Source organism: Cellulosimicrobium composti, from assembly GCF_010287905.1.
Taxonomy (GTDB): Bacteria; Actinomycetota; Actinomycetes; order Actinomycetales; family Cellulomonadaceae; genus Cellulosimicrobium; species Cellulosimicrobium composti.
In genome coordinates this window covers 1-11,079 of record NZ_JAAFAN010000092.1, presented here as the reverse complement: position 1 = coordinate 11,079, position 11,079 = coordinate 1, and the positions used below count along the sequence as shown (strand labels likewise).

Genomic DNA, 11,079 nt, shown 5'->3' with positions numbered 1-11,079 from the left:
GGCGGGGCCACGGGGCGGGGGGGGGGGGCCCGCTCTCCCCCCCCCCGCGGCCCCCCCCGCCCGGGGGGGGGGGCCGGGGGGGGCGGGGGCGGGGGGGGGGGGGGCGGGGGGGCGGGGGGGGGGGGCCGCGACCGCGGGCTCCTGCGCAGCCGGGGCCGCGGGCGGCGCCGGCTCCGGCGCGGGCTCAGGCGCGTCGGACGCCGGGCCGAGGCCGAGCTCCGCGAGGAGCGCGTCGCCGGCGGCCGGGTCCTCGTCCGGCGCGAGGAGCACCGCGATGGGGTCGCCCACGGGGACGAGCGTCCCCGCCTCGACGACGAGGGCGTGCACGACGCCGTCCTGGTCGCACTCGATGTCGACGACCGCCTTCTCGGTCTCGACGGTCGCCACGACGTCGCCCGCGGCGATCTTCTGCCCGGCCTCCACGGACCAGCCCTCGAGCGCCGCCTCGTCGGAGTCGGCGGACACGCCGGGCAGTCTCAGGTAGGTTGCCATCTCTCGTCCTCCAGGTCGGGTCAGAGCGCGCGCAGCGCAGCGGCGACGTCGGCGGTGCTCGCGAGCGCCGCCTGCTCCAGCACCTTGGAGATGCTGGGCGACGACTCGGAGCCGTGCACGCGGGTCACCGGGGCGTCGAGCCAGTCGAAGTACCTCCGCTGGATCTCGTCCGCGAGCCACCCGCCGTACGACGTGCCGGCCGAGCCCTGCTCGACGACGAGCACCTTGTTGGTCTTGCGGATCGACTCGCCGAGCGTGTCCCAGTCGACGCTCGCGCGGTCGAGCCAGCGCAGGTCCACGACCTCCGCGTCGACGCCCGCCTCGTCCGCGGCGTCGACGCAGCGCTGGACCATCGACAGGTAGGAGACGACGGTCGCGGCGCTGCCGGACCGGCGGATCGCGGCCTTGCCGACGGGGAGGCAGAAGTCGAGGTCCTTCGGCGCGTCCATGACGGCCTTGTACAGGTCGGCGTCGTGCTCGAGCACCGCGACGGGGTCCTTGAGCCGCATCGCCGCGTTGACCAGCCCGACGTAGTCGAGCGGGGTGGACGGGGCGACGATGCGCCACCCGACGGAGGTCGCGAGGATGCCCGCGGGGTCCATCGAGTGCTGCGAGCCGTAGCCGGTGCCCGTGCCGATCTTGATGCGCAGCAGCAGCGGCATGTCGTGGTCGCCGCCGAACATGTGCCGGGCCTTGCCGATCTGGTTGAAGAGCTGGTCGGCGGCGACCCAGATGAAGTCGGCGTACATGAGCTCGACGACCGGGTAGTAGCGCCCGTCGAGCGCGAGGCCCCCCCCCAGGCCGCTGAACGCGGCCTCGGCGATGGGCGTGCCGAGCGTGCGGTCGGGGAAGTCCGTCCCGAGCCCCTTGGTCGCGCCGCGCGACCCGCCGTTGAGCTTGTGGACGTCCTCGCCCATGACGACGACCCGCTCGTCCGCCGACATGCGGCGGTGCATCACGTCGGCGACGACGTCGACGAACTTGCGCTGCTCGAGCTCCTCGGGCCCGAAGTCCGCGACGTCGCGCACGTCCGCGCCGTCGAGCCCGGACAGGTCGCCACGGATGCCGACGTCGATGAAGTCGGTGTCGGGCCACAGCGCGCGACGGATCTGCTGCTGGCCCGGCTTGCCGCCGGGCATCGGCTCGAGCAGCGAGGCGGAGATCTCCTTCATCGCGGCCTTGGCCCGTGCGCGCACCTGCGCGCACTCGTCCGGGGTGAGGAGCCCGCGCTCCACGACGCGCGCCTCGACGGTCCGGATCGGGTCACGGTCGCGCCATGCCTGCTCCTCCTCCTTGGCGCGGTAGCCGAACGCGCTCCCGGGGAACGGCCCGTTCTGGTGGAAGTAGCGGTACGTGTCCGCCTCGACGATCGTGGGGCCGCCGCCCGCGCGCATGTGCTCGACGGCCTGCTGCATGGCGAGGTAGACGGCGAGCGTGTCCTGGCCGTCGACGCGCCAGCTCTTGATGCCGAAGCCGAGCCCGCGCGCGGACAGGCGCGGGTCGCCGGTCGCCTCCTCGACCGTCGTCGAGACGGCGTACTGGTTGTTCTCGATGAAGAAGCAGACCGGCAGGTCCCAGGCGGCGGCGAGGTTGAAGCTCTCCAGCACCGAGCCGATGTTCACCGCACCGTCGCCGAAGTAGGTGACGGCGACGTTGTCGGTGCCGGAGTGCTTGTCCGCCCAGGCGAAGCCGGTCGCGAAGGGGACGGCGCCGCCCACGATCGCGTTCGTGCCCATGGCCCCGGCCTCCTTCCACTGCAGGTGCATCGACCCGCCACGGCCGCGGCAGTAGCCGTCGGCGAGGCCCGCGATCTCGGACAGGGACCGGTAGAGGACGGTGCGCACGTCGTCGCCGAGCTCGGCGCGCGCGTCGAAGCCGTCCGGCTGGACGTAGCCGAGCGCCTTGGCGAGGAACTGGTGGTGGCCGCGGTGCGAGCCGTTGATCTGGTCCGCCGCGACGAGGGGCAGGACCGAGCCCACGGCGCCGCCCTCCTGGCCGATCGAGGAGTGGGCCGGACCGTTGATGAGCTTCTGCCCGGCGAGCTCGAGGACCTCCTCCTCGAACGCGCGCACGAGGTGGAGCTGGACGAGCATGGTCTCGAGGAGCCGCGGGTCGGCGGCCTTCCAGTCCGCGGTCGTGGTGCTGAGCTCGACCCATGTGGCGGCCGGCTTGAGTGCCTTGGTCTTCGGCATAGGATCGCCTTCCTCGGGCGTGTCGTCCGTCGCGTGACGGGGTGCTGTCCGGCCGAGCCGGCACGAACGGCCCGGACGAGGCGACCCGTGGGCACCGGTGCCCACGCCGTCTCCTCGTCGAGGTCGCTCGTCGCGGGCGTCACCGCCGGCTCGGAGCATGTCGCTGCGCCCGACCATACAGCTACATACATGTATAGTCCAGCCTGGACGTGAACACGGGGGACCTGGCATGACATGTCCGGTTCCGCTAGCGTGGATCGTCTACGGCGCGCCCGACGACGGACGTGACCTTTCGGACCTCGACACCGACGGAACACGATGCCCCAGACACTCGACCGCGACGGTTCGACACCGCTGTACATCCAGCTCGCGAACATCCTGCGCGAGAAGATCGAGGGCGGCGAGTGGGCGGTGAACCACAAGATCCCGTCCGAGAACGAGCTCAACCAGACCTACGGGATCAGCCGCATGACGGCGCGCCAGGTCCTCGCGCAGCTCGCGAACGAAGGACTCATCTTCCGCGTGCAGGGCAAGGGGACGTTCGTCGCCCCGCGCAAGATCAGCACGCGCTCCCCCGCGTACAAGGGCATCCGCGAGCAGCTCGAGCAGATGGGGTACGCCACCTCGACGCAGCTCCTCGGCATGGAGCTCGGCACGCCGCCGAGCAACGTCGCGCGCACGCTCGGGCTGCCGTCGGGGGCGCAGGCCTACACCGTGCGCCGGCTGCGCCTCGTCGAGGACGAGCCGATCAGCCTCCACACGTCCTACATCCCGCAGGCGCTCGCCGAGGACCTCGACCGCCACGACCCCGCCGAGCGCCAGCTGTGCGCGATCCTCGAGGACGCGTACGGCCTGCGCATGGACCACGTCGTCGAGACGCTCGAGACGACGACCCCCTCGGCCGCCGACGCGCGCGTGCTGGGAGTCGGCCGCACCGCGCCGCTCCTGCTGCTCACGCAGCAGATCTCCACCGCGACGGGCACGCCCTTCGAGCACTCGCGCATCCTCTTCCGGGGCGACAAGATCCGCCTCGAGTTCCACTACGACCTCTGACGGGCGCGCGCCGCACGGGGCCCGGGGACCGTCGGTCCCCGGGCCCCGCCGCGTCGGGTGCGTCGTCAGCGCAGGAGCGCCTCCAGCGCGGCCACGTCGACGAGCTTGTCGCTCAGGACGTCGGGGCCGGCCAGCACCGTCGCCGGCAGGTCCGGCTCGCCGAGGTGGTCGACCACGAGCGACGCGTCCGGGAACTCGTCCTCGGTCGTGAACGTGCTCACGGTCACGACGTGCCGCAGCCCGGCGCGGCTCGCGGCCGTCGCGCCCGCGGCGGAGTCCTCGACCACGACGACCTCCTCGGGCGACCGGCCGAGCCGGTCGATCGCGAGCAGGTAGATGTCCGGAGCGGGCTTCTTGGCGGGCACGACGTCCCCGGCGAACACTCCGGCGACGCGCGCGTAGTCCTCCTCGCCGACGACGGACCGCAGGACCGCCTCGACGCTGCGCTGCGCGGACGTCGACGCCACGGCGACCTGCCACCCGGCGTCGAGCGCCTCGTGCACGAGCCGGCGCACGCCGGGGCGCCCCGGCAGCGCGCCCTGCTCGACGAGCTCGACGTAGATCTCGCTCTTGCGCAGGTGCGCCGCTCGCACGGCCTCGTCGAGGTCGCCGCCGCGCGCGAGGTCGACCTCGGGGTGCTCCGCCAGGTACGCCTTGAGGCGCTCCTTGCCGCCGCCGACCCGCAGGAGCGCGGCGTACTCCGTCGCCGACCACTCGATCGGGTGCCCGAGCTCCGCGAACGCCCGGTTGAACGCGACGAGGTGGCCGTCGCGCTCGGTGTCCGCGAGGACGCCGTCGCAGTCCAGGACCAGTGCGCGCGTCATGCGGCCGCCCCCGCCGCGTCCCGGGACGACCCGAAGACCTCGATGTGCGTCGCGATCTCGTCGCGGACGGCGACCAGCACGGCGTCGAACATCTTCACGGGCTCCCACCGGCCGGTGCGCTCGCACTCGTCGAGGTGCTGCTTCGCGGTCCGCATGTAGGCCAGCTTGAGGGCGGTGGAGATGTTGATCTTGGACACGCCGGCCGCGATGAACGCCCGGAAGTCCTCGTCGCGCAGACCCGTGCCGCCGTGCAGCACGACGGGCAGGTCGCTCAGCGCGCGCAGGCTCTCCACGCGGTCGACCCGCAGCACGGGATCGGCGGTGTAGAGGCCGTGCGCGGTGCCGAGGGCGGGAGCGAGCAGGTCCGTGCCGGTGTCGCGCGCGACCTCGACGAGCTGCTCGACGCTGTAGGAGTGCAGGGCCTCGTCGGACCCGACGCCGTCCTCGACCCCCACGATGTTCTCGATCTCCGACTCGACGGCGGCCCCCGCGGCGTGCGCCTCGCGCACGACCTCGGCGGTCTCGCGCCACGCGACGTCGAGGGGCCTGTCGGACGCGTCGAAGAGGACGGACGACCAGCCTTCGGCGAGCACCTCGGTGATGACGGCCCGGTCGGGGCAGTGGTCGAGGTGCAGGGCGACCGGGACGGTCGCCTCCTCGGCCGCGGAGTGCACGAGGCGCGACAGGTGCCGGGCGCCGATGCTCCTCACCGTCTTGACGGACGTCTGCAGGATGACGGGCGACCGCGCGCCCTCGGCGGCCGCGATGACGGCTCGCGCGGAGAGGTCGTCCGCGATGTTGACCGCGGGTACGGCATATCCGCGACGCTGCGCCTCGTCGACGAGGGCCAGGGTCGGGGCGATGGGCATGGATGTCCTCCTCGTGGTGCGACGACGGGGCCTCCGTTGGCCCGACCGCCGTCGGTCGTCCGTGCGCGGCCGCTCACCGGTCACGCACCCGATAACTGGATCGTACTTGTCCAGACCCCTCTATACAAGTATTGCCTAGACGACCGCGCCCACGGCGGCGCGGACCTCGGCCACCGTCGCGAGGAACGCGTCGGGATCCAGGCCTCCGCGACCGAGGAACACGCCGTCCGGCACGTCGCGCAGGTCCCCGCCGGCACCGGCTCGCGCGATCGCGGCGAACGTCCCCGGCCCGGCCGACCCGCCGTAGAGCACGCGCGAGCGCGCGACCCGCTCGTCAACGAGCGTGCGGAGCACGCCCACCGTCCGCAGCACGTGGTCCGCCGGCGCCGGCTCGGCCGCGCCGATGGCCCACGTGGGCTCGTACGCGACGACGACCTCCGCGTCGTCGGGCAGGCCGCCGAACGCCGCGTCGAGCTGGGCGCGCAGGACCGGCTCGGGCTCCGCGCTCCGCTCCGGCTCGCCCACGACGAGGATCGGGACGAGGCCGTGCCCGACGGCGGCCCGGACCTTGCGACCGAAGAGCTCGGGCGTCTCGCCGACGTGCCGCACGCGCTCCGGGTGCCCGACCATGACGTACCGCACGCCGAGCTCGGCGAGCAGCTCCGCGCTCACCTCGCCGGTGTAGGGGCCCTTGGGGTGCGGGGAGACGTCCTGCACCCCCACGTCGGCGCCGGTGCCGGCGAGCCCCTCGGAGAGCACCGTGACGAGCGGGTGAGGGACGCACGCGTAGACCCCGTCACCACCCCCGCGCGCCGCGAGCCCGCTCGCGACGCGCTCGGCCCAGGACCGCGTCTCCGCGAGCCCGAGATAGCCCTTGGTGCTGCACCCGACGAGCGTGCTGGGAAGCATGGTTCCCCTCTCCGCGCCGCCGGCCCGACGACGCTGTCCGTGTCCGTCCGGACATTGTGGCCGCAATAGCCATACGTGTGCAACCATGTACACACAAGTTGGTGGTCGCGCGGACGACGACCTGCACCCGGCCCGGCGCGCACAGGAGCGCAGCCGCCGAGGCGTCGAGACGCACCGCCGCGTGAGGAGGACGGCACACGAATGGGTGGTACACCGCGAGCCGACGCACCACGGCTCGACAGCAAGACCTACGACATGGTGATCGTCGGCGCCGGGATCAACGGCGCCGCGATCGCGCGCGACGCCGCGCTCCGCGGGCTCGACGTCGCGCTCGTCGAGCGCGGCGACTACGGCGGCGAGACGTCGTCGTGGAACAGCCGCCTGATCCACGGCGGCCTGCGCTACCTCGAGCACGGCGAGCTCCGCCTCGTCCACGAGTCGCTGCACGACCGCGAGCACCTGTGGCACGTCGCACCGCACCTCGTCACCCCGCTCCCCTTCGTGGTGCCGCTCTACCGGCACAACCACGTCCCCGGGTGGATGCTCCGCGTCGGCATGGTGCTCTACGACGGCCTGTCGCTGCGCAAGTCGGTGCCGCGCCACCGCGCCATGACGCGCGGCGCGACCCATCTCGAGCTCCCGGGCCTCGGGCTCGACGGGCTCGACGGCGCGGTGCGGTACTACGACGGTCAGGTCGTCTACCCCGAGCGGCTCGTGCTCGAGACCGTCCTCGACGCGTGCCGGCACGGTGCCGACGTGCTCAACCACGCCGAGGTCACCGAGATCCTCGTCGAGGACGGCGCGGCCCGCGGCGTCCGTGTGCACGACGCCGAGAGCGGCGAGGAGCTCGCCGTGCGGGGCCGGTGCGTCGTCAACGCCGCGGGCCCCTGGGTCGACCACCTCGCCCACGGCCTGCCCCTGCCGCGGCAGATCGGCGGGACGAAGGGCACGCACCTGGTCGTCGACCCCTTCCCCGGGGCCCCGGACGCGGCGATCTACTTCGAGGCGCGCAGCGACAACCGGGCCATCCTCGTCATCCCGTGGAACGGCCGCTACCTCATCGGGACGACCGACGACCGCTACGACGGCGACCCCGGTGCCGCGCGCGGGACCCGGGAGGAGGTCGACTACCTGCTGGCGGAGACGAACGCCCTCGTGCCGTCCGCCGGGCTGACGGTCGACGACGTGCTCCTCACCTACTCCGGCGTCCGGCCGCTCCCCCACCGCCCCGGCGCGAAGCCCGGCGCGATCCCGCGCAGCCACCTCGTCGAGACCCACGTCGAGGTGCCGCGGCTCGTGTCCGTCGTGGGCGGCAAGCTCACCCCGCACCTGAGCCTCGGTCGCGAGGTCGTCGACAAGGTCGCCCGCCTGCTCGGCCTCGACGTCCCCGCGTCCACCGCCGCCGACACGCCGCTCCCCGGCGCCCCGAGCACGGGGTCGTGGGAGGACGAGCGCGGGCGCGTGCTCGCGGACCTGCCGTTCCCGGCCGAGGTCGCCGAGCGCCTCGTCCGCGTCTACGGCGCCGTGGCCCGCGAGATCGGCGAGAGCGCACGGCGCGACCCGCGGCTCGCGCAGGTCCTGGGCGAGGGCCGGGGCGCGGTGACGCTCGCCGAGCTCGCGCACGTCGTCGAGCGCGAGCACGCGACGACGCTGACGGACGTCCTGCAGCGCCGCACGATGGTCGGCATCGAGCCCGGGCTCGGCCTGGACGTCGCCGAGGACGTCGCCGACGTGCTCGGCGACGTGCTCGGGTGGGACGCCGAGCGTCGGGACGCGGAGGTCGCGGCCCACCGCACCTACGTCCGGCGCCTGGTCGGCGGCACCGCGGCCGACGACGACGCCGACGAGACCCCGGCCTCCGCGGCGCACGCCGCGTGAGCGCAGCACGACGGGGCGGCACCCACCGGGTGCCGCCCCGTCGTCGTGACCGGTGCGTTCGCGTCAGGCCGCGGCGCCCGGCACCTTGCGCGCCCAGCCCTTGGTCAGCTCGCGCGCCTCGCGCCACCCGGCGTACAGCGTGTCCGCCTGGTCACGGCTCATGCTCGGCTCGAACACGCGGTCCTGCTGCCAGCGGCTCGACACCTCGTCGAGCGAGCCGTAGACGCCCGTCGCGATGCCGGCCATGAGCATGGCCCCGTAGATCGTCGCCTCCTGCACGCGCGGCCGGATCACCGGGATGCCCGTGATGTCCGCGGTCATCTGGCACAGCAGGTTGTTCTTCACCGCCCCGCCGTCGACGCGGATCTCCGGGATGGTGATGTCGGACTGGTCGAGCGCGGCCTGCACGAGGTCGCGCGTCTGGTAGACCATCGACTCCACGCCCGCGCGGATGATGTGCAGGCGGTTCGTCGCGTTGGAGATGCCGACGATCGCGGCGCGCGCGTAGGAGTCCCAGTCGGGCGCCCCGAGGCCGGTGAACGCCGGGACGAGGTAGACGCCCTCCGTGCTCGCGACCTGGCCCGCGTACCACTCGCTGTCCGGCGCGGCGTGGATGAGCTTCATGTCGTCGCGCAGCCACTGCATCGTCTTGCCCATGGCGTACACGACGCCCTCGATCTCGTACGAGATGTCGCCGCCCACGCCCCACGCCGCGGTCGTCGTCAGACCGGGCACGTACGCCGTCGAGCTGCCGGCGTTGATGTTGAGGACGCCCGCGGTGCCGTACGTCATCTTCGCCTGGCCGGGCTTGAACGCGGCCTGGCCGAAGAGCCCGGCCTGCTGGTCGCCCATGTTCGCCGCGATCGGGACGGGGGCCCCGAACGACGGCGCCGCGTCGCCGACGACGGTGTCGGACGGGACGATGCGCGGCAGCATGACGCGCGGGATGCCGTAGATCGAGAGCAGCTCGTCGTCCCAGTCGAGCGTCTCGAGGTTCATCATCATGGTCTCGGCGCCGTTGGAGTAGTCCGTGACGAACGCCTCCCGGCCCGTGAGGTTCCAGACCAGCCACGTGTCGATCGTGCCCGCGAGCAGCTCGCCCTTCTCCGCGCGCTCCTGCGCCCCGGGGACCGCGTCGAGGATCCAGCGGATCTTCGACGCGGAGTAGAAGGCGTCCGGCGTGCGGCCGGTCTTGCTGCGGATGGTCTCGCCGTGCCCCTCCGCGACCCACTGCTCGACGATGTCGACCGAGTGGCGCGAGGCCCACACGATCGCGTTGTAGATGGGCCGGCCGGTGTCCTTCTCCCAGACGAGGGCCGTCTGCCGCTGGTTGGTCAGGCCGATCGCGCTGAGGTCAGCGGGCTGGATGCCCGCCTGGCGCATGGCGGCGCGCATCGTCTCGTACTGGGTCGTGACGATCTCCTGCGGGTCGTGCTCGATCCAGCCGGACCGGGGGTAGTGCTGCGTGAGCTCGGCCTGGCCGAGTCCGAGGACCGTTCCCTCCTCGTCGATCACGAACGTCCGGGCGCTCGTGGTTCCCTCGTCGATTCCGAGGATGTACTTCGTCATGTGCCACACCTCATTGTTGACAGTTCCGAGTGCTGACGCGGGGGTCGTCCACGTCCGGCCGGTCTCCGAGGCGTCGGTGCCCCGGGGCCGGAGATACGTGCCCGACGGCCGCACGCTAGTAGCCAGTACACGTCTAGTCAACTAGTTGTCCGAACCTGTATGTGGTCGTACTATCGACACGACCGCGGGGTGGCCGGCGACGGTGCCGGCTCCAGACAACGACGTGCGCTTCGCGAAAGGTACTCATGGACATCGATCTCTTCTCCCTCCTGCTCTCGCTCGGCGGAGGGTTCGTGGGCGCGGCCCTCGGCGCGCTCCTGGCATTCGTCTTCACCGGCCTGGCTGTGGTGCTCGGCGTCGTAGCCCTCGCCGCGGGTGGTGGCTCGGGCATGCTCGACACCGTCGCGTTCGGGCCGTTCTTCGGCCCGCACGTCGCGTTCGCCGGCGGTGTCGCCGCCGCGGCCTACGCGGCACGGCGCGGCGGCTTCGACGGCAAGGACATCGTCACACCCCTCGCGAGCATCCGACGCCCCGACGTGCTGCTCGTCGGCGCGCTGTTCGGCGCGCTGGGCTACGTGGTGCAGGTCGCGGTCGCCGCGACGCCGTGGTTCGGGAGCCACACGGACACGGTGGCCGTCACGGTGTTCCTCTCGGGCGTCGCCGCCCGGCTCGTGTTCGGCCGCACCGGCCTGCTCGGGGCGGTGCCGCGCACGCCGCAGGGCTGGAAGCGCTTCGCGCCCACGCCCGAGAACCAGTGGATCCCGGGCCAGCAGCGCTTCCGCGACAACACGGTGCTCGGCGCGTTCGCCGGCCTGTTCGCGGCCGGCACGACCGTGCTCCTCGCCGAGAGCTTCCCCGACCTCCAGGGCAGCGCCCACGTGTTCGCGTTCGGCGTCTCCGCGTTCTCGCTCGCGTTCCTCGCGGTCGGGATGCCGGTCCCCGTCACGCACCACATCACGGTCGTCGGCGGTCTCGCCGCCGCCACGTTCCTGCCCGTCGTGGGCAGCACGTTCGCGGCCGTGCTCGTCGGCGCCGCGTTTGCGGTCGTCGCCGCGTGGGGCGCGGAGCTGTTCGCGCGCCTCCTGCACATCCACGGCGACACCCACATCGACCCCCCGGCCGCGACGATCTGGCCCACGAGCCTGCTCGTCCTCGGCCTGGGCAGCGCCCTCGTCTGAGCGCACCCGGCGCGGGGGGGGGGGGGGGGGGGGGGGGCCCCCCCGCCCCCCCGGGGGGGGGGGGGCGCCCCCGCCCGAGCAGGCGAGGGGGAGGCGGCGGACCACCCCCCCCCCC

General features: G+C 73.2%; 9 protein-coding genes. 3 read left to right on the top strand and 6 right to left on the bottom strand.

Annotated features, from left to right (window positions below):
- Both GYH36_RS17915 and GYH36_RS17910 read right to left on the bottom strand, forming a co-directional pair.
- The coding region (locus GYH36_RS17915) for a biotin/lipoyl-containing protein (RefSeq protein ID WP_312028702.1) at positions 1-492 on the bottom strand (492 nt) is incomplete at its 3' end.
- A 20-nt stretch (positions 493-512) separates the two neighbouring features.
- Positions 513-2,684, bottom strand: a complete 2,172-nt coding sequence (locus GYH36_RS17910) for an alpha-ketoacid dehydrogenase subunit alpha/beta (protein WP_162290547.1) — start codon at positions 2,682-2,684, stop codon at positions 513-515.
- Between the two features lie 318 nt (positions 2,685-3,002).
- Between GYH36_RS17910 and GYH36_RS17905 the strand changes: the two genes are divergently transcribed.
- Positions 3,003-3,737: a GntR family transcriptional regulator gene (locus tag GYH36_RS17905; protein ID WP_162290546.1), complete on the top strand. Its 735-nt coding sequence runs from the start codon at positions 3,003-3,005 to the stop codon at positions 3,735-3,737.
- A 65-nt stretch (positions 3,738-3,802) separates the two neighbouring features.
- Here the strand turns inward: GYH36_RS17905 and GYH36_RS17900 are convergent, their stop codons facing one another.
- The 3 genes from GYH36_RS17900 to GYH36_RS17890 all read right to left on the bottom strand — a co-directional run bounded on the left by GYH36_RS17900 (position 3,803) and on the right by GYH36_RS17890 (position 6,339).
- Complete coding sequence (locus tag GYH36_RS17900; RefSeq protein WP_162290545.1) at positions 3,803-4,561, bottom strand: HAD-IA family hydrolase; 759 nt, start codon at positions 4,559-4,561, stop codon at positions 3,803-3,805.
- Positions 4,558-5,430 (bottom strand): class II fructose-bisphosphate aldolase, encoded by an 873-nt coding sequence (locus GYH36_RS17895; RefSeq protein ID WP_115942919.1) that lies wholly within the window; start codon positions 5,428-5,430, stop codon positions 4,558-4,560. Before GYH36_RS17895 ends, GYH36_RS17900 begins: the two co-directional genes overlap by 4 nt.
- 135 nt (positions 5,431-5,565) lie before the next feature.
- Positions 5,566-6,339: a triose-phosphate isomerase family protein gene (locus GYH36_RS17890; RefSeq protein WP_162290544.1), complete on the bottom strand. Its 774-nt coding sequence runs from the start codon at positions 6,337-6,339 to the stop codon at positions 5,566-5,568.
- A 201-nt stretch (positions 6,340-6,540) separates the two neighbouring features.
- Here GYH36_RS17890 and glpD point away from each other — a divergent pair, with 201 nt between their 5' ends.
- Positions 6,541-8,217 (top strand): glycerol-3-phosphate dehydrogenase, encoded by a 1,677-nt coding sequence (gene glpD, locus GYH36_RS17885; RefSeq protein WP_115942921.1) that lies wholly within the window; start codon positions 6,541-6,543, stop codon positions 8,215-8,217.
- A 63-nt stretch (positions 8,218-8,280) separates the two neighbouring features.
- Here the strand turns inward: glpD and GYH36_RS17880 are convergent, their stop codons facing one another.
- Positions 8,281-9,786, bottom strand: a complete 1,506-nt coding sequence (locus GYH36_RS17880; protein ID WP_162290543.1) for an FGGY family carbohydrate kinase — start codon at positions 9,784-9,786, stop codon at positions 8,281-8,283.
- A gap of 245 nt (positions 9,787-10,031) precedes the next feature.
- Between GYH36_RS17880 and GYH36_RS17875 the strand changes: the two genes are divergently transcribed.
- Complete coding sequence (locus tag GYH36_RS17875; protein WP_115942923.1) at positions 10,032-10,964, top strand: DUF7973 family transport facilitator; 933 nt, start codon at positions 10,032-10,034, stop codon at positions 10,962-10,964.
- Positions 10,965-11,079 lie beyond the last annotated feature (115 nt).

Coding starts and splice junctions, on each gene's coding strand:
- GYH36_RS17895 (WP_115942919.1), bottom strand. CDS start 5,430: ATGCCCATCGCCCCGACCCTGGCCCTCGTCGACGAGGCGCAGCGTCGC.
- GYH36_RS17910 (WP_162290547.1), bottom strand. CDS start 2,684: ATGCCGAAGACCAAGGCACTCAAGCCGGCCGCCACATGGGTCGAGCTC.
- GYH36_RS17875 (WP_115942923.1), top strand. CDS start 10,032: ATGGACATCGATCTCTTCTCCCTCCTGCTCTCGCTCGGCGGAGGGTTC.
- GYH36_RS17905 (WP_162290546.1), top strand. CDS start 3,003: ATGCCCCAGACACTCGACCGCGACGGTTCGACACCGCTGTACATCCAG.
- GYH36_RS17890 (WP_162290544.1), bottom strand. CDS start 6,339: ATGCTTCCCAGCACGCTCGTCGGGTGCAGCACCAAGGGCTATCTCGGG.
- GYH36_RS17900 (WP_162290545.1), bottom strand. CDS start 4,561: ATGACGCGCGCACTGGTCCTGGACTGCGACGGCGTCCTCGCGGACACC.
- GYH36_RS17880 (WP_162290543.1), bottom strand. CDS start 9,786: ATGACGAAGTACATCCTCGGAATCGACGAGGGAACCACGAGCGCCCGG.
- glpD (WP_115942921.1), top strand. CDS start 6,541: ATGGGTGGTACACCGCGAGCCGACGCACCACGGCTCGACAGCAAGACC.